Below are 25,383 nucleotides of genomic sequence, written 5' to 3' on the forward strand. Positions count from 1 at the left end.
GTGACAACACTGTTACTGAAAACCCGGTCTCTAGCAGACCTCTACGAGCGAGCCACTTTGTGGCTCGCTCTTTTATCAGGATTCATCCTGACGATCATGGCATTCACTACGGTGACCAGCGTGGCAGGACGATACTTTTTCTCCTCACCCATTAATGGTGATACCGAGATTGTCCAAATGTTTACCGCTGTGGTTGTTGCGTTAGCAATGCCTTACTGCCAAATGCGCTTTGGCAACGTCATTGTAGACGTCTTAACAGCCTCAGCTCCCGCGCCTTTCCGTCTCACTATGGATGTAATCGGCAGCATAATTTTGGCCGTGCTCTTTTACTTCCTTGCGACACAAGCCTATGAAGGCGGTTTAGCCGCTCAGAAATACGGCAATGAGACGATGATGCTGCGGATGAAAGAGTGGTGGTTCTATATGACCATCGCCTTTGGCTTTAGCCTTACCTCTATCGCTGGTGTACTTAAACCACTGGCGATGATTGCAGAATATAAGGGTGTGAAATGAGTGACGAATTAACGGCAGGCGTCATTATCCTGTTCATGCTAGTCATCATGTTTTTGCGTGTGCCGATCGGCATCGCAATGATGCTAGCCGGTGCGGTCGGTTACTCAATCATCGACGACTTCAGCACCCTAATGTTCTACATGAAGGGCTCATCATTCGGGCAGATGGCAAGCCATTCGCTATCGATCATTCCTCTGTTCCTACTGATGGGTAACCTCGCAACTCGTTCAGGTATTAGCCGTTCACTATTCACCGGTGTTAACGCCTTTATTGGCCACTACCGCGGTGGTCTGGCGCTAGCCGCTGTTGGCGGCTGTGGTGTATTTGGTGCGATCTGTGGTTCATCTTTGGCGACGGCTGCGACTATGGGTCAGGTTGCACTTCCAGAGATGAAACGCCACGGCTACCACGGTGCTATGGCAACAGGCGCACTAGCTGCTGGTGGTACCCTAGGCATTCTAATCCCACCATCCATCGTGCTGATCATCTACGCAATCATGACTGAGCAGAACATCGTCAAGCTCTTCATGGCAGCGATGGTACCCGGCATCATGGCGATCATGGGTTACATGCTGGTTATCGCGATTCTGGTGAAGCTGAAGCCTCACTACGCGGACAAGAGCGCGAAAGCGAGCTGGTCTGAACGCGGTAAGGCACTGCTTGAACTGCTACCTGCAAGCTTCCTATTCATTGGTGTATTGGGTGGTATCTACGGCGGTATCTTCACACCTTCTGAAGCAGCCGCTTACGGTGTGGTCGGTACAATCGTCATTGCGCTAATCAACCGCCAACTTACCTGGGATGGATTCATCGACTGTATCAAGCAGACCGCTATCAACAGCGCGATGATCTTTGTCATCCTTCTGGGTGCCGACATCTTCAACGCCTTCCTGAGTCTAAGCGGCATGCCAGAGACACTGGCGGAGTGGATTCTGGATCGCGAATTGTCGCCTATGCTGGTACTGATGTTGATGTTAGCTGTCTACCTAGTGCTGGGCTGTTTGATGGATTCACTCTCGATGATCCTTCTGACAGTACCGATCTTCTTCCCAGCCATCATGGGTTTAGACTTCGGCATGACTGAAGAGCAGACCGCGCTCTGGTTCGGTATCATCTGTTTGATCGTGGTTGAGGTCGGCATGATCACCCCACCGGTAGGGATGAACGTCTTCATTATCAACAAGATTGCAGAGGGCGTTCCGATGAGGGATACCTTTGTGGGTGTTCTACCCTTCTTGGCGTCAGACTTCGTCCGCGTAGCTTTGCTACTGCTATTCCCTGTTCTGACTTGGGGTATTATTCCAGATTAAGCGCGTTAAATCGTACTGCAAAAACCGCCTTTATGGCGGTTTTTTTTGTTGGAGCCATATCGAAGATGTGGCGATCTTTTCGGTGACTGGCCTTCAGCCTGTCATCCGCTGTTGAAATCGATCGGGGTTTCAGCAGAGCTGAATTCCCTCCTACAATAGGACTTCGCGACAAGCCCGTAACGGAGTCCTACTGTAGGAGCGAATTGCCCGTAGGGCAAACCGCGAAAATATTCCGAAGCTTGTCACCTGCTTTGAAATTACGCTAGAGCAGTGTCTCTACATACTCCGGAAGCTCTTGTGCTGGTGGTACTGGCTTGGAGTTACCCTCATCATCCAGTGCGACAAACTTGAAGATCGCTTCGGTCACTTTTTCACGATGACCTATGCGACTGCGGCGCACCCAGCACTCCACTTTGATATCCATTGAACTACTGCCGACTCTAACCACTTCGGTGTAGACACCCAGTACATCTCCTACACGAACCGGGCGGATAAAGCTCATACCATCCAGTGCAACCGTCACCACTCGACTCTGTGCACGCTGGCCCGCACAGATGCCGGCCGCCATATCCATTTGTGACAATACCCAACCACCGAAGATATCGCCTGAGGGGTTGGTATCAGCCGGCATTGCGATGGTACGGGTAGTAAGACGGCCTGTAGGGGTTTCTTGGGACATGAGGAACTCCAAATAATAAAAAACCGCCCGAAGGCGGTTTTTTGAATCAGCTTAGATATGCTTAACTTCTGCAATCTCATATTCAGTCACACCGGCCGGGGTCTCAACCGCGGCGATGTCACCCTCCTCTTTACCGATCAGTGCTCGTGCAATCGGGGAGTTGATAGAGATCTTATTCAGTTTGATGTCTGCTTCATCGTCCCCGACGATCTTGTAGGTCACTTCCGCGTCGGTATCGACGTTAATTAGATCAACCGTCGTACCAAAGATCACTTTACCCGTGTGAGGCAGGCTGGTGACATCGATCACTTGAACCACTGAAAGCTTGCTCTCAATGTCCGCGATACGACCTTCGATAAAGCCCTGCTGTTCACGCGCTGCGTGGTACTCAGCATTCTCTTTAAGGTCACCGTGCTCACGTGCTTCAGCAATCGCTGCAATCACGGTTGGGCGATCTTGGGTTTTAAGACGCTCCAGTTCAGCGCGAAGTGCCACTTCGCCCTCAACGGTCATGGGAACACGATTGACACTCATGCAGACGCCTCCGCGTGGATCTCTTGAAGACGACGCACGGTACGCTCTTCACCGTAACGAAGTGCTTCGGTAATCGCGACGGCACCGGCCATCGTCGTTGAGTAAGGCACTTTATGCTGCAGTGCTGCACGACGGATATCGGCTGAATCAGCAATCGCTTTACGGCCCTCCGTTGTGTTTACAACGTAGTTAACTTCGCCGTTCTTCAACATATCAACGATGTTTGGACGACCTTCAGTGACCTTGTTCACAACCTTAGCTGTAATGCCGTGAGTCTCCAGTAGTGCTGCTGTACCGCTGGTTGCAACGATATCGAAGCCAAGTTCAACCAACTGTTTAGTCAGTTCACAAGCGGCCTCTTTATCGACGTCACGCACTGAAACAAACGCAGTACCTGGCTTAGGTAGCTTGTCGCCAGCTCCCAAGTGAGCCTTCATGAATGCTTCACCGAAGGTTTCACCGGTACCCATGACTTCACCCGTAGACTTCATCTCTGGGCCAAGGATTGGGTCAACGCCCTGGAATTTATTGAACGGGAATACCGCCTCTTTCACGTTGAAGTAGCTTGGTACGATCTCTTTCGTAAAGCCTAGCTCTTCCAATGACTTACCGGTCATAACCAGTGCAGCGACTTTCGCTAGAGAAACACCGATACACTTAGATACGAAAGGAACTGTACGTGATGCACGAGGGTTCACCTCGATCACGTAGATCTCGCCATCTTGGTAGGCTAACTGGACGTTCATCAAGCCAACAACACCCAATTCAAGTGCCATCTTGCGCACCATCTCGCGCATCTCGTCCTGGACGTCTGCTGCAAGGTTGTACGGAGGGAATGAACATGCTGAGTCACCTGAGTGAACACCCGCCTGCTCAATGTGCTGCATGATCGCTCCAATCACGACCTGCTTACCGTCACAGACCGCATCGATATCCACTTCGATCGCTGCGTTTAGGAAGTGATCAAGCAGGACAGGTGATTCGTTAGAGACCTGAACGGCTGTATTCATGTACTTACGCAGCTCGTCCTCTTTGTAGACGATCTCCATAGCACGACCACCCAATACGTAAGATGGACGAACAACCAGTGGGTAACCGATCTTCTCGGCTTCAATGATCGCCTCTTCAAGGCTACGTACTGTTGAGTTCTCTGGCTGTTTCAGACCAAGACGCTTAAGCATCTGCTGGAACAGTTCACGGTCTTCAGCACGGTCGATCGCTTCAGACGAGGTACCAATGATTGGAACGCCAGCCTGTTCTAGAGCTACGGCTAATTTCAGAGGAGTCTGACCACCGTACTGAACAATCACGCCTTTAGGCTGTTCAACTTCAACGATTGCCAACACATCTTCTAGAGTGATCGGCTCGAAGTAGAGGCGGTCTGATGTGTCATAGTCGGTAGAGACGGTTTCAGGGTTACAGTTAACCATGATGGTCTCGTAGCCATCTTCACGCGCTGCAAGCGCTGCATGAACACAGCAGTAGTCAAATTCGATACCCTGACCGATACGGTTAGGGCCACCACCGATGACCATGATCTTGTCACGATCCGATGGGTTCGCTTCACACTCCTCTTCGTACGTTGAGTACATGTAAGCGGTATCAGTCGCAAATTCTGCGGCACAGGTATCGACACGTTTGTAGACTGGCTTAATACCAGCTGCCTGACGATGCTTGCGGAACTGCTTCTCTGAAACACCCAATAGCTTGGCTAGACGAGCATCTGAGAAACCTTTGCGCTTCAGCATGAACAGATCGGTTGTAGAGAGTTCACTCAGTGCGGTTTCCGATACACGCTGCTCATCTTTGATGATGTCTTCGATCTGAACCAAGAACCAAGGATCAACGCCACTCAGCTTGTAGATCTCATCAACGCTCATACCCATACGGAAGGCGTCGCCGATGTACCAGATGCGCTCAGAACCTGGAGTTGTTAGCTCGTAAACGATCTTATCGCGTGCATCTTCAGCGGTAATATCAACAATCGGATCGAAGCCTTCAGAACCAACCTCTAGACCACGTAGCGCTTTCTGCAAAGACTCTTGCTGAGTACGACCAATCGCCATCACCTCACCCACCGACTTCATCTGAGTCGTTAGGCGATCATTTGCTTGTGGGAATTTTTCAAAGGTGAAACGAGGGATCTTCGTTACCACGTAGTCGATGGCAGGCTCGAAGGAAGCTGGTGTTTGACCGCCAGTGATATCGTTCTGAAGCTCATCAAGGGTGTAACCGACCGCCAGTTTTGCCGCCACTTTCGCAATTGGGAAACCTGTTGCTTTTGAAGCCAGTGCTGAAGAGCGCGATACGCGTGGGTTCATTTCGATCACCACAACGCGTCCAGTCTTTGGACAAACACCGAACTGTACGTTCGAACCGCCTGTTTCAACACCGATCTCACGCAGAACTGCAATCGAAGCATTACGCATCAACTGGTACTCTTTATCGGTCAAGGTCTGCGCTGGTGCGACTGTGATCGAGTCACCAGTGTGTACGCCCATGGCATCAAAGTTTTCGATCGAACAGATGATGATACAGTTATCGTTCTTGTCGCGGACAACCTCCATCTCGTACTCTTTCCAACCGATCAACGACTCATCGATAAGAAGCTCGTTGGTTGGTGATAGATCCAGACCACGCTCACAGATTTCGATGAACTCTTCACGGTTGTAGGCGATACCACCACCAGAACCACCCATAGTGAATGATGGACGGATGATCGCTGGGAAGCCAACCTGATCCAGTACCTGAAGAGCCTCTTCCATCGAGTGAGCGATAGAGGCGCGTGGACACTCAAGGCCGATGTTCTTCATCGCCTTGTCAAAACGTTCACGGTCTTCCGCTTTATCGATCGCATCTTGAGTAGCGCCGATCATCTCTACACCAAACTCAGCCAATACGCCTTCGCGGTCGAGATCAAGCGCACAGTTCAGTGCAGTCTGACCACCCATAGTCGGTAGCAGCGCATCTGGACGCTCTTTCTCAATGATCTTAGCAACCGTTTTCCAGTTGATTGGCTCGATGTATGTCGCATCAGCCATCGCTGGATCGGTCATGATCGTTGCTGGGTTTGAGTTAACAAGAATAACTCGGTAACCCTCTTCGCGAAGCGCTTTACACGCTTGTGCGCCAGAATAGTCAAACTCACACGCCTGACCGATAACGATCGGGCCTGCACCTAGGATAAGAATACTTTGTATGTCGGAACGTTTTGGCATCGTAAAACCTGGTCTAAATCTGTTTCTCTAAGTTACCCGTTACAACTCAGCCCTGTTGGCGTGAGCGCATCATCTCAACGAAGCGATCGAAGAGTGGTGCCACATCGTGTGGACCAGGGCTCGCTTCTGGGTGCCCTTGGAAACTGAACGCTGGACGATCAGTACGCTCAATACCCTGTAGTGAGCCATCGAACAGTGATTTGTGTGTTGCACGTAGTGTGCTAGGTAGTGAATCTTCAGCCACCGCGAAACCGTGGTTCTGGCTGGTGATCATCACCTGCTTGCTATCTAGATCCTGAACGGGGTGGTTGGCACCGTGGTGACCAAACTTCATCTTCTCAGTTTTAGCACCTGACGCAAGCGCAAGTAGCTGGTGACCAAGACAGATGCCGAAAACTGGCAGTTCTGTTTTTAGAATGTCAGAGATCGCATCGATCGCGTAATCACATGGTTCTGGGTCACCAGGACCATTCGACAAGAAAACGCCATCTGGATTCATTGCAAGCACTTCAGATGCTGGAGTCTGTGCAGGCACAACCGTCAAACGGCAGCCGCGCTCAACCAGCATGCGTAGAATATTTTGTTTAACACCGAAATCGTAAGCCACTACGTTGAACGGTTGATCAGCATCGGCTTTCTCTGTGTAGCCAGTACCAAGCTCCCAAGTGGACGTGCGCCAAGCATCAGAACTGTCACGTGTAACGACTTTTGCTAAGTCCATGCCTTTCAGGCCAGGGAAGCCACGAGCAGCATCGAGTGCTTTCGCTTCATCTATGTTATCACCCGCAACGATGCAACCATTCTGGGCACCTTTCTCACGAAGAATACGAGTTAAGCGGCGTGTATCGATGCCGGCAATACCCATGATGTTGCGCTCTTTTAGGTACTCATCTAGCGCCTGCTCAGAACGGAAGTTGCTCGCAAGCAGTGGCAGATCACGAATCACAAGACCTGCAACCCAAGTACGATCAGATTCTGCATCTTCAGCGTTACAACCCACGTTACCAATGTGTGGGTAGGTGAGTGTCACGATCTGGCGGCAGTAGGATGGATCGGTAAGGATCTCTTGATAACCGGTCATTGAGGTGTTGAATACAACCTCACCTGATGATTCGCCTTCGGCGCCGATCGAAATACCCCTAAAAATAGAACCGTCTTCAAGGGCTAAGATGGCTGGCTGCGTCAAAAGAACCTCCCCGCGCGCTGGCTAGATATGAAAAATTACTGTGGCTTGGCTGCAAAAAAGCGAGGCCAACTTGGGGTCCGCCTCGCTTTCAAAAACATCTCTTCGGTGGGATGCGCCGCTATCGCGGGCAAAACCTGCGGTATTCTAAGGGAATTAGCTGCGCAAGTCCATGCCGAATCGGTCGAATATGGTGAGTAAAAGTCAACTTAAACTGTAGCTAAGTTGCCTTTCTCCTCAAGCCAGCTCTTGCGATCCGAAGCCCGTTTTTTCGCCAACAACATATCAAGCACCTGGTGAGTATCATCTCCAGACTCCAGCGTTAACTGAACCAAACGACGGGTATCGGGATCCATCGTTGTTTCACGCAACTGCATCGGGTTCATCTCACCCAAGCCCTTGAATCGTTGCACACCGATGCGCGCGTTTTTGCGCTCCGCTTTGATGCGCTCAACGATGCCATTCTTCTCAGACTCATCCAGAGCGTAGAAGACCTCTTTCGCCACATCAATTCGGAACAGCGGCGGCATAGCGACATAGACATGCCCTGCAGCCACCAAAGGTTTGAAGTGTCTTAGGAAAAGTGCGCAGATCAGCGTAGCGATGTGCGCACCATCAGAATCGGCATCGGCAAGAATACAGACCTTACCGTAACGCAAATTACTCAGATCCTCGGCACCCGGATCCACGCCAATAGCCACCGAAATATCGTGAATCTCTTGCGAACCGAGGATCTCTGAAGAGTCGACCTCCCAGGTATTCAAAATCTTACCACGCAGCGGCATGATCGCCTGAAAGTCTCGGCTACGTGCCTGCTTTGCTGAACCGCCTGCCGAGTCACCCTCGACTAAGAAGAGCTCACTGCGCATAGGATCGGTGCCCGAACAGTCGGCTAATTTACCTGGTAGAGCGGGCCCCTGCGTTACCTTTTTACGTACCACTTTCTTAGCAGAACGCAGACGTTTTTGTGCATTGGCGATCACCAATTCAGCAATCGCCTCACCCTCTTCAACGTGCTTATTGAGCCATAATAGGAAGGCATCTTTTACCGCACCCGAGATAAACGCCGCAATTTGACGCGAAGAGAGACGCTCTTTGGTTTGACCAGAAAACTGCGGGTCACGCATCTTGGCTGAAAGAATAAAGCAGCAACGATCCCAGACATCCTCTGGCGACAGTTTCACACCGCGTGGCAGCAGACTGCGGAAGTCACAAAACTCACGCAACGCCTCCAAAAGACCGGTACGCAGGCCATTCACATGGGTTCCGCCTTGCGCGGTCGGGATCAAGTTGACGTAGCTTTCGCAGGTCATCTCGCCACCCTCTTTTAGCCACTGGACAGCCCACTCAACGGCATCCTCTTCACCCTGCAAAGAGCCACAAAATGGCTCTTCAGGAAGGGTCTCATAAACTTGTGTATTACCTTTCAGATACGCCACTAAGCCATCTTCGTAGTACCACTCCTCTTTCTCTTTCTTACCCGTAGAGAGATCGGTAAAGGTCACTTTTAAACCGGGACAGAGAACCGCCTTGGCACGCAGATTATGCTTCAGACGACTGACACTAAACTTAGGCGAATCGAAGTAACTAGGGTCGGGCAAAAATCGAACGGTGGTACCGGTATTGCGCTGACCACAGGTATCGACCACTTCAAGATCCGATACTTTCTCGCCGTCTGCAAAGCCGATGCGATGCACCTGACCACCACGACGAATTTGCACCTCCAACAGTTTAGAGAGTGCGTTAACAACAGAGACACCTACCCCGTGGAGACCGCCCGAGTAGTTGTAGTTGTCATTGTTAAACTTACCGCCGGCATGCAGCTTGGTCAGAATCAGCTCAACCCCGGGGACACCCTCCTCTGGGTGAATGTCCACCGGCATACCGCGACCATCATCGGACACAGAGAGTGAGTTGTCGGGGTGCAGAATGATATCGATCTGCTTTGCATGGCCCGCCAAAGCTTCATCGACTGAGTTGTCGATCACCTCTTGTGCTAGGTGATTGGGACGATCCGTTTCTGTGTACATTCCCGGGCGACGCTTTACTGGGTCTAGCCCGCTTAGTACCTCGATCGAACCAGCATTATAGTCCTTTGACATATCTCTCTTTTCCTAGCCGTTCTCAGGCTGCCAGCGATTCTCAGCAAAGGCAAAAATCGTCGGCAACATGGATTCAAAATTCTCAAAGCCGTGATGGCCGCCCGGTTGAACAATCTGCGAGGACTCACTGTAATAGCTTACAGCCTCACGATAGTCGAGGGTCTCATCTCCCTCTTGCTGCATCAGCAGTAGACGTTCCGGGTATGTCAGTTGAGGATAATACAACCGCTCTAACTGAGCCATATGTTCAAGCGTCAATTCATACTCTTCGCCAGAGTAGAAATTCTTTTGCGGACCTAGTAACGCACCCAACAGTGTGTGTGGCGCAACCGCCGGGTTAACTAAAATGGCTTTTACATGTGCGTAGCGCTCACTGAGGCAAGTCGCATAAAAACCACCCAAAGAGCTGCCAATCAATAGTAGCTCGTCATGCTGCTGAACAATCGTCTCTAGCTGCTGCATCGCCTCTTCTGGCCAGTGCGACAATGCGGGTACTGATAGCTGCGATGCCCTACCGATCGACTCAAAGTGGCGTATCAACTGCTGACCTTTAAGCGACTCGGGTGAACTGTTAAAACCGTGAATATAGAGAAAATGCATTACTGTCCGCTCACCACCTTCACATCATGACGCACACCCTGAGTCGCACAGTGTCCTAACCACTCCGCAAGATGTTGATTAAGCTGGTATTTTTCATCTGGCTGATGCATCGCATCATTAGGGTAATCGTAACGTCCAGGCAGTTGTGAGCGACGTTTTAAACAGACCACTTCCGCCATCCGTGCATCATGATAGAGACGTATCACAAAAGACTGAGGGTTAAACCATGGTGAGGCCTGTTCTGGCCAGTAAGAGAGTGTCCAGGTCGAAGTGTAGGCAAACTCCTCATCGCGCTTAATGGCGACAACATAGGCGTGTTGATGCCACTCGATACGAAACTCAACGGACTCCTGCTGAGCAGGAAGCAGACGCATCAGACGGGCATAGTTGGTCTCAGAGACAACACTCTGTTTTACCAAATCCGGCACATACTTACGCTTCACATCATGCATCAACAGCACCTTGTAAACTCAATTTATTCAGCGCCAGCCACTGCAAAGCTATGATGGCAGGCGAACTATTAATAACACCCTGATTGACTAACTCTATGGCATCATCACTCGAAAGGACGTGAACACGAATATCTTCACCCTCCTCCGGCAAACCATGAATGCCTCTAGCCTGTTCCGAATCCACCTCAGCATAAAGCAGATCGATCCACTCATCACAGCCACCGCCACTGGGCAGATAACGAATAATTCTACGCGGCTCGCCGATCACCAAGCCCGCCTCCTCAATCGACTCACGCTTAGCGACTTGCTCAGAGGTTTCACCCTCTTCCACCACGCCAGCAACCACCTCAAGCATCCAAGGAGAGGGGCCCTGCAGAGACCCAACCCGAAACTGCTCAACCAACACAACAGAGTCCTTCGCAGGATCATAAAGCAGCACACAGACCGCATCTCCGCGCTGAAACAGCTCGCGTGTGATCTCAATCGATTGACCTGAAAAAGTCTTATGCTCAAGCGTTAGCCGCTTAACCCGAAAGTAGCCCTGAAAGGCCGTCTCATCGTTGATCAATCGGTAATCTTGTTGCCCAAAGCTGGGAGCCCAAGCCGATTTGGAGTGCTCAGAACTCATTGCGCAGCCTGTTTCTCGCCCGCAAATTGACGCAACTGCTGAATCTCTTCTGGCCAAGTCGTCTCATCAATCGTCTCAAGGCAGAGAGGTACTCCGCGAAAACGATCATCCTGCATGATGTAACGAAACGCCTCCCAGCCAATTTCCCCCTGACCCAATGAGTGGTGACGATCGACGCGGCCACCGAGCGCTATTTTAGAGTCGTTAATGTGCATACCGCACAACTTATCAAAGCCGATCAGTCGTTCAAACTCGGCAAAGCTCTGCTCACAGGCTTCAAAGGTGCGCAGATCATAACCTGCAGCAAAAATATGGCAGGTATCGATGCAGACACCGATGCGTTCAGGGAATCGGCTTTTGTCGATGATCGCTGCGATCTCTTCAAATCGGTAACCTAAATTGGATCCCTGCCCCGCCGTCGTCTCAATCACAGCGATGACCTGTTCTGTCTCCTGAGTCGCGATATCGATCGATTCCGAGATGGTCGCTAAACAGGTTTTCTCATCGATCTTTTTAAGATGACTGCCCGGATGAAAGTTCAGATAGCAGAGTCCTAACTGCTCACAACGCTGCATCTCATCAACGAAGGCGTCGCGTGACTTCTTCAGAGGCTCTGCCTCTGGGTGCCCTAAATTTATCAGGTAACTGTCGTGCGGAAGAATTTGCTCTGGAAGAAAGCTATGCTCGGCACAGTTCGCTTTAAACTGCTCGATTGTCTCATCGGCAAGCGGCTTGGCTACCCACTGTCTCTGATTTTTAGTAAACAGCGCAAACGCATTGGCACCGATCGCCGCCGCATTCAATGGCGCATTTTGCACCCCACCCGCTGCACTGACATGAGCACCAACATAGTAGGGCTTCTGAGTATTGCTTACAGCTTGCACGCACCACCTGCACAGTCATCAAAGTCCATCGACTCAAGCTCCATTCGCTCAGAGTGTGCGCCTTTGATCACCTTCAAAAGACTGCCCTCAGCGGATCCATCTTCAGCGACTCCAGCACGCTCAAATACAGAGACCAAAATACCCAGTTCGTCTGTCGTAAAATCGTTCATTCTCTTCTCCTTATTATCGGGCTAGAGTGGCTTAAGCCACTCCACCATCAGCTGTAAGCTGCGCTGCCCACGAAATTCATTGATATCCAATCGGTAGACGGCACGTACACGAGTAATCGACGCATTCGGCCAAATATCAGACTCTACATTAAAGGCGATTGCGTCCAGTGCCAAGCCTGTTGTCGGCTCTTGCAGTACCATTTTCAGATGTTTTTGACCGACGATACGCTGCTGCAACAGTCGAAACTCACCATGGAAGCTTGGCTCTGGGAATTGGTGTCCCCAGGGGCCCGCTTCTTGAATCATCTGGGCCAGCTCCATGGTAAATTGATTAGGCGCCAGCTCACCATCCGTCTCGATCACTCGATCCAGATCCTCTTTGCGTGTCTGACGAGTCACTTCAGCCGCAAAAGCAGTCTCGAAACGGGCTAGATCCGCTTTAGAAATGGTCAAACCGGCTGCCATCGCATGACCACCAAACTTTGAAATTAAGCCAGGGTGTTCGGTCGCTATACGATCCAACCCATCGCGTATATGGAACCCCTCAATGGAACGAGCCGATCCTTTAATCTCACCCTCTTCACCCGGCGCAAACACAATCACCGGTCGATGCAGCTTCTCTTTAACGCGAGAGGCTAGAATACCAATAACGCCCTGATGCCACTGCTCGTTAAAGAGCGCTATGCCGGCTGGACGTTCAGCTTCAGAGAGATCCAACGACTCTAAATAGGCCATCGCTTGAGCCTGCATTTCAGACTCAATGGAGCGTCGCTCGCGGTTTAAGGCATCCAGCTGCTCAGCGTATTCTCGTGCACGTTGTGGGTCCTCCTCTAGAAGACACTCTATACCCAAGCTGATGTCATCCAAACGACCTGCTGCATTTAGGCGTGGTGCAACGGCAAACCCCAGATCAGAGCTACTGATGCGTTGATGATCACGCCCAGCAACCTCTAAAAGCGCAAGCAGGCCCGGGCGCGCTCTACCAGCACGGATTCGCGCCAACCCTTGATGTACCAGTGTTCGGTTATTCCGCTCCAGAGGCACCACATCCGCTACCGTACCCAGGGCAATAAGATCAAGATAGTTAGCCAAATTCGGAGCCTTAACTCCGCTCTTCTCAAACCAACCAAGCTGCTGCAGCTGACGACGAAGTGCGATTAAGAGGTAGAAGATGACACCGGCACCACAGGTCGATTTCGCCATAAACTGACAACCGGCCTGATTGGGATTAATGATTGCCACCGCCTTGGGCAATACCGAGCCCGGCAGGTGGTGATCGGTCACGATCACATCGATCCCTAGCGTATTGGCTCGATCAACACCTTCGATACTGGAGATGCCATTATCGACGGTAATGATTAGATCGGGCTGCTTCTGCTGAGCAACCTCAACAATTTCCGGAGAGAGGCCATAGCCGTATTCGAATCGATTTGGAACGAGATAGTCGACCTGATTAAAACCAAACGCACGCAGAGCCAGTAACGCCGTCGTCGTACTGGTCGCACCATCACAATCAAAATCGCCAACGATCAGGATCGACTCCTGCTGCTGAAGAGCAGTGACAAGCCTTGCCACCCCCGCATCGATGCCTAACATGGCACCATCGGGAAGCAGGGTCTCCAACCCCTTTTCAAGCTCGCTGAGTTCAGACACTCCGCGTCCGGCATAGATACGGGCAATCACCGGATGCAAGGAGGCAAGTGAGGTTGAGACAGCGCCTATTGGGCGCTCAATAATCATCGCTTCGCTCAAGACTCACCTGGCAAAAGCTGATCAGTTTTATCGGTTAGGTAGTAGACAACCAGGCCTATCCATTCGCGCAAACCGGTGTGAAGGTCTCGCATGTTACGCCACAGCCTTGGATCCAACTTAAAGCCTGTTGTAGTCGTCGTGTAGTAATCCACTGGGTAGGGAATGACCTGCCAACCCTGTTTCTCAAAGATACCTACAGAGCGCGGCATATGAAAAGCCGAGGTCACCAACAACCACGGCTTATCAGGCACAGCACCCAACAATTTTGCCGACAATAGCGCATTTTCATAGGTGTTTCGGGACTGGTTCTCCAAAAGGACCCTATCCGCAAGACCTATTTGCCCCAGATAATCGGCCACACCATCCGCCCCTTTGAACGATTGACGGAGAACGGACCCACTGCCACCGGTAAAGATGATTTTCGCTTCAGGAAAACGCTTAGCCAAGGCTGGAATCACCATCACCCGCTCAGCAGCGGCATTGAACTGGGACTGTTGCCAAACCGAAGAGAGCTCAGGGTTTTCACCGCCGCCCAAAATCACGATCCCGGCGGGCTCAATCTGATTCAGATCCGGTTGCTTAAAACGTGACTCCAAAGGGCACAAAACCGCATCTCCCAAGGGCATCAATAGAACCGCCATCAACAGCAGTAGATCAATGGAGAGCAACCAGCCGGCTAAACGGCGTTTACCTAACCAAAGCAAAAAAAGGCCAAGCAGCATCAACCAGACCAAAAGATGGTCAGGTGCAGCGAGAAACCAGAAAAGCTTTGAGAGTGAGAAGAAACTGTCCATACAAAAAAACGCCCCTCAAGTGAGGGGCGATTCATTTAGCTCTTGTGCGAGTGAGTCGCCACAAACTGTTGTACTGTGGCCAGATCATTATCCAGCACCGACAGACGCTCTTCTCGTTCAAACAGATCGCTCATATGAGCCGGCAAGCTAGGCGATTCAAGACCCGCTTTCACAACTGGATCTGGGAACTTAACCGGGTGCGCGGTGGCCAGAGTGACCATCGGAACACTCATATCACGACGACATTCGCGTGCTGCTTTAACACCAATCGCTGTGTGCGGATCCAGTAGGTACTCAGTCGACTCGTAGACATCAGCAATAACCTGACAGGTTGTCTCATCATCAACGGCGTAGCTGTTAAACAGCTCGCGAACCTTATCCCACTCACCATCACCAAGATGAACAGACTCTCTCTTAAAGCGCGCCATCAGATCAGCAACGGCTTTACCGTCACGACCATAAACATCAAATAGAAGACGCTCAAAGTTCGACGAGACCATAATATCCATCGATGGCGACAGAGTATGCTCAAGCTGACCTTTAGACATATCGTTACCGCTGATGACGCGGTGAAGAATGTCATTACGGTTAGTCGCTACCACCAACTGATCGATCGGCAGACCCATCTGTTTAGCGAGGTAGCCGGCAAAAATATCACCGAAGTTACCCGTTGGAACCGAGAAAGAGACTGGACGATGAGGGCCACCCAAGGTCAGCGAGGCTGAGAAGTAGTAGACGATCTGAGCCATGATACGAGCCCAGTTGATTGAGTTCACTGCACCCAGCTTCATACCGTTTAGGAAGCTCTGATCAGCAAAACTGTCTTTCACCATCTCCTGACAGTCATCAAAGTTACCTTCCAAGGCGATATTGAAGACATTGTCTTCCAATACGGTCGTCATCTGACGACGCTGTACTTCAGAGACACGGTTGTAAGGGTGAAGAATGAAGATATCCAAGTGATCAGAGTGACGACAGCCTTCGATCGCTGCAGAACCCGTGTCACCTGAGGTAGCACCCATAATCACCAGGCGTTCATTGCGCTGTTTCAGCACATGATCCATCAAACGACCGAGCAACTGCAGTGCGAAGTCTTTGAATGCCAAGGTAGGACCATGGAACAGCTCAAGAACGAACTCGTTGCTATCGATCTGAACCAAAGGTGCTACGGCATCGTGTTTAAAGACAGCGTAGGTCTCATCGATCATCGATTTAAGATCCCCGTCGCTAATGCACTCTTCAACGAACGGCTTGATCACTTTGAAGGCAAGATCCGCATAGCTAAGGCCTGCCCAGCTTGCGATCTCCTCTTTCGAGAAAGTCGGTAGAGTCTCAGGTACATAGAGACCCCCATCAGACGCCAAACCAGCTAATAGCACATCCGCAAAATTGAGTGCGGGCGCATCACCACGAGTCGAAATATAACGCATCGAAAATTCCTCTTAATCAGCCAGCTGTTCAACACGGATGCGGGTCACTTCACCCACAACGTCTGGCAGTGCTTCGATCTCGCGAAGCGCTTCGTTCATTGTCGATTCAACCACTCGTTGAGTCAGCAGAATGACAGGCACCTGTGATTCACGGATCGGTTTCTGAATCACGGCTTCAATATTGATCCCTTTTTCACCGAGGATGCGGGTAATGTGAGCCATCACGCCTGGGCGCTCAACGGCTTGCAAGCGAAGGTAGTAAGCACTCTCAACCTGTTCAACAGGAAGCACTTCAGCATCTGAAAGCTCGCTAGGCTGGAAAGCCAAGTGGGGAACTCGGTTGTCACGGTCAGCAGTGAGTGTACGAACCACATCCACCACATCAGCAACTACTGCAGAAGCCGTTGGCTCAGCACCGGCACCCGCACCATAGTAGAGGGTTTGACCCACCGCATCACCATCAACAAGGACGGCATTCATGACACCATCGACATTGGCCAGTAACGCTTTCTCTGGAATCATCGTTGGGTGAACACGTAGCTCAATACCCTTCGCTGTGCGGCGGCTAATACCTAGGTGCTTGATGCGGTAGCCTAGCTCTTCAGCGTAGTTCACATCCTGTGAAGTGATCTTACTGATACCCTCGGTGTAGGCTTTTTCGAACTGCAGTGGGATACCAAACGCGATTGAGGCAAGTATGGTCAGCTTGTGCGCTGCGTCTATGCCTTCAACATCAAAGGTCGGATCCGCTTCTGCGTAGCCCAACGCCTGAGCTTCCGCCAATACATCTTCAAAGGCACGACCTTTGTCACGCATTTCGGTCAAAATGAAGTTACCGGTACCGTTAATGATGCCAGCCAACCAGTCGATCTTGTTCGCAGATAGACCTTCACGAATCGCTTTGATGATTGGGATGCCACCAGCAACTGAGGCCTCAAACGCGACCATCACATTCTTCTCTTGCGCAGCCGCAAAAATCTCGTTGCCATGCACCGCGATCAACGCCTTGTTCGCAGTGACGACGTGTTTACCGTTTTGAATGGCCGTCATCACGAGATCAAAGGCTGTCTCGTAACCGCCGATCAGCTCAATGACGATATCGATCTCAGGGTTGGTTGCGATCTCGAAAATGTCCGATGTAACGTGGATTCCTGTCGTATCAAACGCAGGGTTAGGGCGACGCATAGCGACCTGTTCAATCTGAATTCGACGACCCGCACGACGTGCAATCTCAGACGCATTGCGATTAAGAACATCGAACGTACCGCCACCGACAGTACCCATTCCACAGATGCCAACTTTTACCGGCTTCACAACCTTACCTCATTCGAAGTGAGCTCGAGCGGTTCACCCGACCCAGAGCGTTAAAAAATGGGGCATATTATAGCTAAAAAAGGGTGTTTGAACTATGGGTATTAGGGAGGTTTTACTGATAAAAAGCGTAATTAGAGGGCGGATGTCAGGCTGAAGCCTGACACCAGTGCTTCAACCCAACTACAGAGAACCGTGACTGGCTTTCAGCCTGTCACGACCCTACCAGCATTTTCCAGAGATTACTTAATCCCCAACACCGGCAGCAGACGCTCGGCTGGCATGTAACCCGGTAATAGATCACCCGTCTCGGTAATCATCGCAGGGGTGCCGGTAACCCCTAGCTTTTGACCCAGCGCCAGCTGTTCAAGCACGGGTGTTTGGCAGCCATCCGCTTTAACAGAGCCACCATCTAGCGCTGACTCCATTGCTGCTAAGCGGTCATCGGCACACCAGATCTGATCCATACGTGACGCAGTAGCACCGCCAGGACCAGAGCGAGGAAAGGCTAAGTAAGCGACTTCGACACCCGCTTCGTTCAGAGCATCCACCTCTTCGTGCAGCTTCTGACAGTAGGGGCAATCGATATCGGTGAAGACATAAAGTCGAGTTCTCTTCTCACCTTTAGCTGGGAAAATAACCATATCGCTATCAGCCACCTGCTGCATGGCATCTAAACGCATCCCACTTAAGCGCTTCTCGGTAAGATTGATCAGACGGTTCTCTTGTGTGATCTGATACGCCTTGCCCGACAGAATAAACTGCGCATCTTCACTGACGTAGAGCACCTCACCAGAACCGAGTAGCACCTCATAAAAACCGGTCATATCGGACGGCTCAATCAGCGTAATAGGAATCGAAGGATCAACCGCTTTCAGCTTCTCTTCAATCAGGGTCTCTGTATTTGCCAGAGCCGGCAAAGTCACAAGGGACAACAACAGTACGAACAAGGTTTTCATCTTAACTCCTTAAAAATTGCGCCCAGTGTGCCAGTTTAACCCCGCGGATGAAACTGCTTGTGCAACTGCTCTAAGCGATGCGTGGCAATTTGCGTATAGATCTGGGTGGTCGATAAATTGGCATGCCCCAATAGCATCTGCACGGCACGAAGATCCGCCCCATGATTCAACAAGTGTGTTGCAAACGCATGTCTAAGCGTATGGGGCGATAGTTCTGATTTAACGCCCGCCTGCTGGGCCCAAAATTTAATACGATGCCAAAAGGTCTGTCGGGTCATCTGCTGTCCTCGACGACTCAAGAAGAGCGCTTCAGGGTTGGTAGCACCCATCAACAGTGGCCGTGCAGCTGATTGATAGCGTTTCAACCAATCAATGGCCGCCTCGCCAACAGGGACCAGTCGCTCTTTATCACCCTTACCGACAACCTGTAATAGCCCAGCCCTCAGGTCAATTTGACCCACCTCAAGCCCAATCAACTCAGAGATACGCAACCCGGATCCGTACAACAGCTCCAACATAGCTCGATCTCGCAACCCCAGTGAATCTTCAACATCCGGCGCCTCAAGCAGCGCATCCACTTCTGCTTCGGAAATGGACTTTGGCAACGCGCGCCCGCGCTTTGGATTGGAGATATTCAACGTAGGGTCAACGTCGATCACACTTTCGCGCAATAGGTAGCGATAAAATCCACGGATACAGGAGAGTTGTCGTGCAGTAGAGCTGGCTTTAAACGCTTCAGAGAGGCGCCAGGCAAGATAGTGCTGTAAATCAGACTGCGTAACAGCCATCAGTGATTTTCCCTGCTGATTCAACCAACAGGCAAACTGATTAAGATCGCGTCGATAGGAGCTCTGCGTGTTATCACTTAAGCCACGCTCCATCCACAAGCCTTGAATAAACTCTTTGATTAACGCGGCATCTTTGGAGTCAGGGCTTTGCGCAGTAAAACGTGCATCCGGCACTAACGGTAGACCTCAATAGTTTCTAAAAAGTTTCGATCAACAGAGTAGGAAGCATACCCTTGATCGACCCTTCTTAGTAGAACTAACTTATTGTCTGCCACCTCGATCAAACGCCCCTCAATAAAGCGCCCGAAGTGGGTGTAGAGACGAATCTGATACTGTAGATAGTCATCCAACTCATCAAAGCTAGCAGGATAGAACTGCTTAGAATCCTCAAGCTTTTGCACTTCGCGGCTAGAGAGAATCTTCTCCTTGAGCTGCTCAACATTGACCAACCCCTCCTCCTGAGGGGTTAACTGTTCAGCCTGCTCCGCATCTGGCAACAAGGACTCCCAATCCAATCCCGCTAAATCAAGCCCCACAGAGTTAATGCGCAAAGAGGGATTCAAGCGTTCAGCTAAGACGTGGGGGGCGTTCATCAATACGAACAGCTCACTGCCCATACCGCCTGCGGGTGAGATGCCCAAATCAACACTTGAGCCCGGAGCAATGGCCTGCTCATAGGCATTCCAAAGCCGCTCTGGTACCTGCATACCCAACTGTGTAGCCTGAGCTTTTAACAGATCGGCATGCGCCAAGCGATACTCCGCCTCGGTTACATCAGTCTGTTCAGCACAGTAGGTATCGCGGCGAGCATTAAATCCAAGGTCTTGGTAGGCAAACTGAAAACGCTGGACTCGCGGGCTGGCCGCCAACAACGTTTGTGGTGCCAAATATCCTGGTGTAAAGCTGACCTCCAACACCAATCGCTGCGAGGCGATACCCAACAGCTGAATCTGACTACCCAAGACTAGACGTCCATTATCGTTATCTGGGTCTAAGCGAATGTTAAGATCCGCCTGAATTTCGGGGTATCCCATATCTCGCAACACAGGCAGAGAGAATTCACGTACATCGCCACAACCCAGTGCCGCGATGTTGACCAACCCTTTGCTCGCAGCAGCACTCTGGTTCGCAAGAGCCGTCTCCATAAAATCGGATGCCAGATCCATTCTTAACTTATCGATTTTGATGGCCAAGAAACTGGGCCAGTCAGAAGCACTGCTGACAGGAGAGGGCTGCAGGAAGAAGAGCGGCGCGTCCGCTCGAATACTGATATTGGCCACTTTAATGGCAGACTCATAACCGAAAGGAGCCGCCTGCAGCGACTCAATTCGGACTTCACCGCGTGGATCCAGAACCAACTGCTCATAGTGCACACGATAGCCAGGCAGCAGAACCGTCAACGTATCATCGATATAGGCTTTAGCTTTGTAATAGACATAGGCATAACCGCCCCCACCGACCAGTAGCGTCGCTATCAATAACAGTAGAACGGTTTTAAACCAACGCAAAGGATTCCCCCCAACAGTCATCACTTCATACTAGACCACTATTAGAAATAGGAGAAATTTGAGCAATAAAAAAGGCGACCCATGGTCGCCTTTTTTAATCGAGATCAACTCAGTTAATAAAATTAACTTAGTTAAGCTTCTCTTTGATACGTGCAGACTTACCGCTACGCTCACGTAGGTAGTAAAGTTTCGCCTGACGAACGTCACCACGACGCTTAACTTCGATCGCTTCAACCGCTGGGCTGTAGGTCTGGAAAGTACGCTCTACACCCACACCGTGAGAGATTTTACGTACAGTGAAAGCAGAGTTTAGGCCGCGGTTACGCTTACCTAGAACTACACCTTCGAACGCCTGTAGACGGCTACGGTTGCCCTCTACTACACGTACTTGAACTACTACAGTGTCACCTGGGCCGAAGTTCGGTACTTCTTTACCAGTTTGTTCAGCTTCGATCTGCTGAATGATTAAGTTTTTGCTGCTCATCGCTCGCTCCTAACTTTTCAACTGCGGACTACTTTTTAGTCTCGCCGATGTATTCGTTTAACAACGTTTGCTGTTCTGGGTCCAAATCGATCTTCTCTAGCAGATCAGGGCGACGCTCATAGGTCCTTCCTAACTGCTGTTTTAGGCGCCATTTACGTATCTCTGCGTGATTTCCACTCATCAATACCGACGGTACGCCAACGCCATCTAACTGTTCTGGTCGTGTGTAGTGTGGACAATCAAGCAATCCTTCCGAGAAGGAGTCCTCTTCAGCAGAGGCTTGGTCACCCAGTACACCAGGCACCATTCTTGATATCGCATCAACCATCACCATGGCTGGGAGCTCACCACCACTCAGGACAAAATCACCGAGTGACCACTCTTCATCCACTTCCGCTTCGATCAGGCGTTCATCAACCCCTTCGTAGCGACCGCAGACAAAGATCAAACTCTCTGCCGTGGCCAGTTCTGTCACACCTTGTTGATCTAAGCGTCTGCCTTGTGGCGACAGATAGATCACTTTAGCCTGACTGGGTGCTGCCGCTTTCGCCGCCGCTATCGCATCTCTCAATGGCTGAACCTTCATCAACATCCCAGGACCACCACCAAAGGGGCGATCATCGACGGTGCGATGTTTGTCGTGAGTAAAATCTCTTGGATTCCAACTCTCGACTTGGATCAGTCCGTTTTTAACTGCTCTGCCTGTAACACCAAAACGGCTAACCGCCTCAAGCATTTCAGGGAACAGCGATACGATCCCAAACCACACAACTTAGAACTCTGGGTCCCAATCGACCCGCATTGTTCCAGCGTTTAAATCAATTTGTTTGATCACCTGATCCGGTACATATGGGATCAATCGTGTCTCACGATCAACGCTCTCGTCTGTACCTTTAACAACCAACACATCATTTGCGCCGGTCTCTATTAGGTGATCTACCCGACCCAACAATTCGCCGGATTCGGTATAAACCAATAATGTCTCTAATTGACTCCAGTAGTACTCACCGTCATCCAACACTGGTAGAACCGAGCGTGGTACTGCAATCTCCGCTTCACAATATTGGCGGGCTGCTTCGGGTGAATCTATAGAGTCCAATTTTGCGATTAAACCCTTACCCTGTTTTTTAGCGCTGGTTACCTTAACCGGTACCCATTCACCTTGTTGTTTTACCAACCAGGGGCGATAGCTGAGGATATTCTCCATCGAATCAGTGTATGAGTAGACTTTAATCCAACCCTGTACACCGAAAGGTGAGTTGAAGCGTCCAAGAACTACGTAGTCCTCTGCTGCAATCTCTGCCACTGCTATCAGGCCTTAATCAATTACTTAGCTTTACGTGCTTCTTTAACCAGTGTGCTAACACGTTCGCTCATTTGAGCGCCCTTGCTAACCCAGTACTCTACGCGCTCTAGATCAAGACGTAGACGCTCTTCCTGGCCGCGAGCAACCGGATTGAAGAAACCAACACGCTCAATAAAGCGGCTGTCACGCGCAAAACGAGAGTCTGCGACATGAATGTGATAGAACGGACGCTTTTTAGCGCCACCACGGGACAAACGAATAGTGACCATTAAGGACCCCTTTATTTCGCGGATGGGTTTTGAGATCGCCCATCATTGTTGTTTCTTCACCAATCCCAGCAAATCGCCCAGACAGATGAAGGCCAAATTAAATAGGGCGCAGATTCTACGTGAATACTGCGCCCATTAAAAGCTATTTTTTGATCAGAGTTTGATCAATTACATACGTGGGAAACCACCAGGACCGCCCATACCCGGTGGCATCATCCCTTTCATGCCACGCGCCAGTTTCGCCATACCCGATTTAGAACCAAACTTCTTCATCATCTTAGCCATCTGCTTGTGCTGTTTAAGCAGGCGATTGATCTCTTGGATGTTGGTACCCGAACCAGCTGCAATACGACGTTTACGCGAGCCGCTGATAATATCTGGGTTGCGACGCTCTTTAGCCGTCATCGAGTCGATGATCACGGCAAACTTCTTCATGCCCTGCTCAGCCTGAGCCGTTTGTGCCGCTTGGATCATCTGCCCCATACCCGGCATCTTCTCCATCATCGACATCATACCGCCCATGTTGTTCATCTGATTGATCTGATCACGGAAGTCTTCTAGATCAAAGCCTTTACCTTTGCTGACCTTCTTCGCCAGCTTTTCCGCTTTATCCTTATCAATCTTGCGCTCAGCTTCCTCAATTAAGGAGAGCACATCACCCATACCCAAAATACGCGAAGCAACACGATCAGGGTGGAAAGGCTCAAGGGCATCGACCTTCTCACCAACACCTAGGAACTTAATAGGCTTGCCAGTAATGTGGCGTACCGACAGAGCCGCACCGCCTCGGGCATCACCATCGGTCTTAGTCAGAATCACACCGGTAAGAGGCAAGACTTCATTAAAGGCTTTTGCAGTATTCGCTGCATCTTGACCCGTCATAGAGTCAACGACGAACAGCGTCTCGACCGGATTAACCGCTGCATGCAGCTCTTTAATCTCAGCCATCATGGCATCATCAACCGCTAGACGACCCGCGGTATCGACAATGACAACATCATGGTGCTGAATTTTTGCATGCGCCGTCGCGCCATTAACGATATCGATCGGCTTCTGTTCAATAGTCGACGGGAAGAACTCGACATCCACCTCGCCGGCCAGAGTCTCTAGCTGACGAATAGCTGCTGGACGGTAGACGTCAGCTGATACGACCAACACTTTCTTCTTTTCACGCTCACGGAGGAAACGCGCCAGCTTTGCAACCGAGGTGGTTTTACCCGCACCCTGCAGACCGGCCATCATCACCACAGCAGGTGGCGTTGCCGCAAGGTTAAGCTGCTCGTTCGCTTCACCCATCACGCGAACCAACTCTTCGTTAACGATCTTAACGAAAACCTGACCAGGACTTAGGCTCTTAGAAACTTCTTGTCCAACCGCACGCTCTTTGACCGCGTTTACAAACTCTTTAACCACCGGCAGGGCAACATCAGCCTCAAGAAGCGCCATACGTACTTCACGCAGCGTATCCTTAATATTGTCTTCGGTCAGTTTCGCGCGTCCTGTAACGGAGCGAAGCGTGCCAGTTAAGCGTTCTTGAAGATTTGCAAACATTCTATTCCTCATTGCGCGGGTCTAATGGGTCGTTTCGATATCGAGATATCCCGCCAAATTTGCGCCGTAGTATAGCGCAGGGACAGGCTGACTGTATATTTCGCATCCCAGCAATTTGTGCCACACTTGTGGAATTAGGTTTACACAGTCCGGAGTTTTGGATGCTATCGCTATTTACCCTTGCCGCCATTGGCCTCTATCTGATTGCCAGCCAGTGGCAAATGAAGCAGTTCGCGACTCAACAAGGCGGACCGCGCAACCGCATACAGGCTTTTGGTTTCATCGCCGTCATTTTTCAACTGATCGCGACTTTACAGATCATTTCGGGCGGATTTGGCTTAAACCTCAGCTTCTTTGTTGCCGGCTCGATGATCTCGATCGCCGTGGTCGTTCTTCTGCTATTGGGTAGCCTACGTCATAAGCTCGACAATCTGTTTATGTGGGTCTTTCCAATGGCCGCCATCACTCTGGCTCTGGCCTATGCTTTCCCTGGCGAAGGGACCAAATCAAGCTACAGCGCTGGACTGCTAAGCCACATTCTGTTGTCTATTATCTCCTACAGCCTGTTCACGCTTGCCGCACTGCAAGCTCTGTTGCTCTCTAAGCAGGAGCATGCTCTGAAAAGCCATAAGACCAGAGGCTTACTGAATACCCTGCCACCACTGCAGGTGATGGAGAACCTACTGTTTGATTTGATTACTGCGGGTCAGGTGGTACTGACGCTGGCGTTGATAACGGGTTACGTCTACACCGATGATCTGTTTGCACAACACCTCGCTCACAAAACGCTGCTATCCCTTGGCGCTTGGGTTGTCTTCACCATTCTGCTAACAGGACGTGCGATGTTTGGTTGGCGAAGCCGCACGGCTCTACGCTGGACACTCAGCGGATTTGTTCTGCTGATGCTCGGCTTCTTTGGTTCAAAAGCCGTTCTAGAGCTAATACTTGGGGCTTAATT

The 25,383-nt window shown here is 50.8% G+C and carries 25 protein-coding genes; 3 read left to right on the top strand and 22 right to left on the bottom strand.

Features of this window, described 5'->3' with window-relative positions; translation table 11 throughout:
- Positions 1-513 (top strand): TRAP transporter small permease, encoded by a 513-nt coding sequence (locus XMD579_RS02730; RefSeq protein WP_173480233.1) that lies wholly within the window; start codon positions 1-3, stop codon positions 511-513.
- Positions 510-1,823: a TRAP transporter large permease gene (locus XMD579_RS02735; RefSeq protein WP_173482976.1), complete on the top strand. Its 1,314-nt coding sequence runs from the start codon at positions 510-512 to the stop codon at positions 1,821-1,823. Before XMD579_RS02730 ends, XMD579_RS02735 begins: the two co-directional genes overlap by 4 nt.
- Positions 1,824-2,085: 262 nt before the next feature.
- Here the strand turns inward: XMD579_RS02735 and XMD579_RS02740 are convergent, their stop codons facing one another.
- The 22 genes from XMD579_RS02740 to ffh all read right to left on the bottom strand — a co-directional run bounded on the left by XMD579_RS02740 (position 2,086) and on the right by ffh (position 24,425).
- Positions 2,086-2,502 carry an acyl-CoA thioesterase gene (locus tag XMD579_RS02740; RefSeq protein ID WP_173483789.1) on the bottom strand — a complete coding sequence of 139 codons (417 nt, stop codon included), beginning with the start codon at positions 2,500-2,502 and terminating at the stop codon, positions 2,086-2,088.
- Positions 2,503-2,553: 51 nt separating this feature from the next.
- Positions 2,554-3,036, bottom strand: a complete 483-nt coding sequence (gene greA / locus XMD579_RS02745) for a transcription elongation factor GreA (protein ID WP_173480230.1) — start codon at positions 3,034-3,036, stop codon at positions 2,554-2,556.
- Positions 3,033-6,254 (bottom strand): carbamoyl-phosphate synthase large subunit, encoded by a 3,222-nt coding sequence (gene carB, locus XMD579_RS02750; protein WP_173480229.1) that lies wholly within the window; start codon positions 6,252-6,254, stop codon positions 3,033-3,035. The genes greA and carB overlap by 4 nt, the downstream gene beginning before the upstream one ends.
- Positions 6,255-6,300: 46 nt before the next feature.
- On the bottom strand, positions 6,301-7,440 hold the full coding sequence (gene carA, locus XMD579_RS02755; RefSeq protein ID WP_173480228.1) for a glutamine-hydrolyzing carbamoyl-phosphate synthase small subunit: 1,140 nt from the start codon (positions 7,438-7,440) through the stop codon (positions 6,301-6,303).
- A 206-nt stretch (positions 7,441-7,646) separates the two neighbouring features.
- Positions 7,647-9,539, bottom strand: coding sequence for a DNA topoisomerase IV subunit B (gene parE / locus XMD579_RS02760; protein ID WP_173480227.1), 1,893 nt, complete (start codon positions 9,537-9,539; stop codon positions 7,647-7,649).
- Between the two features lie 12 nt (positions 9,540-9,551).
- A complete protein-coding gene (locus XMD579_RS02765; protein WP_173489037.1) occupies positions 9,552-10,139 on the bottom strand; it encodes a YqiA/YcfP family alpha/beta fold hydrolase in 588 nt (195 codons plus the stop codon).
- On the bottom strand, positions 10,139-10,591 hold the full coding sequence (locus tag XMD579_RS02770) for a DUF1249 domain-containing protein (RefSeq protein ID WP_173489036.1): 453 nt from the start codon (positions 10,589-10,591) through the stop codon (positions 10,139-10,141). The genes XMD579_RS02765 and XMD579_RS02770 overlap by 1 nt, the downstream gene beginning before the upstream one ends.
- The gene (locus tag XMD579_RS02775) at positions 10,584-11,219 is read right to left on the bottom strand and encodes an NUDIX domain-containing protein (RefSeq protein ID WP_173505773.1); all 636 of its coding nucleotides are present in this window, start codon (positions 11,217-11,219) and stop codon (positions 10,584-10,586) included. Before XMD579_RS02775 ends, XMD579_RS02770 begins: the two co-directional genes overlap by 8 nt.
- Positions 11,216-12,103 carry a deoxyribonuclease IV gene (gene nfo, locus XMD579_RS02780; RefSeq protein ID WP_173505774.1) on the bottom strand — a complete coding sequence of 296 codons (888 nt, stop codon included), beginning with the start codon at positions 12,101-12,103 and terminating at the stop codon, positions 11,216-11,218. The genes XMD579_RS02775 and nfo overlap by 4 nt, the downstream gene beginning before the upstream one ends.
- Positions 12,091-12,273 carry a hypothetical protein gene (locus tag XMD579_RS02785; RefSeq protein ID WP_173505775.1) on the bottom strand — a complete coding sequence of 61 codons (183 nt, stop codon included), beginning with the start codon at positions 12,271-12,273 and terminating at the stop codon, positions 12,091-12,093. The genes nfo and XMD579_RS02785 overlap by 13 nt, the downstream gene beginning before the upstream one ends.
- 21 nt (positions 12,274-12,294) lie before the next feature.
- A complete protein-coding gene (gene recJ, locus XMD579_RS02790; RefSeq protein WP_371815169.1) occupies positions 12,295-14,025 on the bottom strand; it encodes a single-stranded-DNA-specific exonuclease RecJ in 1,731 nt (576 codons plus the stop codon).
- Positions 14,022-14,819, bottom strand: a complete 798-nt coding sequence (locus XMD579_RS02795; RefSeq protein WP_173505776.1) for a YdcF family protein — start codon at positions 14,817-14,819, stop codon at positions 14,022-14,024. Before XMD579_RS02795 ends, recJ begins: the two co-directional genes overlap by 4 nt.
- A 35-nt stretch (positions 14,820-14,854) precedes the next feature.
- On the bottom strand, positions 14,855-16,249 hold the full coding sequence (thrC, locus tag XMD579_RS02800) for a threonine synthase (protein ID WP_173480221.1): 1,395 nt from the start codon (positions 16,247-16,249) through the stop codon (positions 14,855-14,857).
- Between the two features lie 12 nt (positions 16,250-16,261).
- Positions 16,262-17,563, bottom strand: a complete 1,302-nt coding sequence (locus XMD579_RS02805) for a homoserine dehydrogenase (RefSeq protein WP_173480220.1) — start codon at positions 17,561-17,563, stop codon at positions 16,262-16,264.
- 239 nt (positions 17,564-17,802) lie between these two features.
- A complete protein-coding gene (locus tag XMD579_RS02810; protein ID WP_173480219.1) occupies positions 17,803-18,519 on the bottom strand; it encodes a DsbC family protein in 717 nt (238 codons plus the stop codon).
- 35 nt (positions 18,520-18,554) lie between these two features.
- Complete coding sequence (xerD, locus tag XMD579_RS02815; RefSeq protein ID WP_371731422.1) at positions 18,555-19,481, bottom strand: site-specific tyrosine recombinase XerD; 927 nt, start codon at positions 19,479-19,481, stop codon at positions 18,555-18,557.
- On the bottom strand, positions 19,481-20,815 hold the full coding sequence (locus XMD579_RS02820) for a hypothetical protein (protein WP_173505777.1): 1,335 nt from the start codon (positions 20,813-20,815) through the stop codon (positions 19,481-19,483). Before XMD579_RS02820 ends, xerD begins: the two co-directional genes overlap by 1 nt.
- Before the next feature lie 127 nt (positions 20,816-20,942).
- On the bottom strand, positions 20,943-21,299 hold the full coding sequence (gene rplS, locus XMD579_RS02825; RefSeq protein ID WP_173480217.1) for a 50S ribosomal protein L19: 357 nt from the start codon (positions 21,297-21,299) through the stop codon (positions 20,943-20,945).
- A 28-nt stretch (positions 21,300-21,327) separates the two neighbouring features.
- Positions 21,328-22,068: a tRNA (guanosine(37)-N1)-methyltransferase TrmD gene (gene trmD, locus XMD579_RS02830; RefSeq protein ID WP_173480216.1), complete on the bottom strand. Its 741-nt coding sequence runs from the start codon at positions 22,066-22,068 to the stop codon at positions 21,328-21,330.
- A gap of 3 nt (positions 22,069-22,071) precedes the next feature.
- Entirely contained in the window at positions 22,072-22,605 is a 534-nt protein-coding gene (gene rimM, locus XMD579_RS02835) for a ribosome maturation factor RimM (RefSeq protein ID WP_173480215.1), read from the bottom strand.
- Positions 22,606-22,625: 20 nt separating this feature from the next.
- Positions 22,626-22,874, bottom strand: a complete 249-nt coding sequence (gene rpsP / locus XMD579_RS02840) for a 30S ribosomal protein S16 (protein ID WP_173480214.1) — start codon at positions 22,872-22,874, stop codon at positions 22,626-22,628.
- A gap of 168 nt (positions 22,875-23,042) precedes the next feature.
- The gene (gene ffh / locus XMD579_RS02845; RefSeq protein ID WP_173482986.1) at positions 23,043-24,425 is read right to left on the bottom strand and encodes a signal recognition particle protein; all 1,383 of its coding nucleotides are present in this window, start codon (positions 24,423-24,425) and stop codon (positions 23,043-23,045) included.
- 161 nt (positions 24,426-24,586) lie between these two features.
- On the opposite strand from ffh, the gene XMD579_RS02850 reads away from it, so the two are divergent.
- Positions 24,587-25,381, top strand: a complete 795-nt coding sequence (locus XMD579_RS02850) for an inner membrane protein YpjD (RefSeq protein ID WP_173480212.1) — start codon at positions 24,587-24,589, stop codon at positions 25,379-25,381.
- The last annotated feature ends 2 nt before the right edge of the window (positions 25,382-25,383 follow it).

Source organism: Marinobacterium sp. xm-d-579, from assembly GCF_013282935.1.
In the GTDB taxonomy this organism is placed as follows: Bacteria; Pseudomonadota; Gammaproteobacteria; order Pseudomonadales; family Balneatricaceae; genus Marinobacterium_E.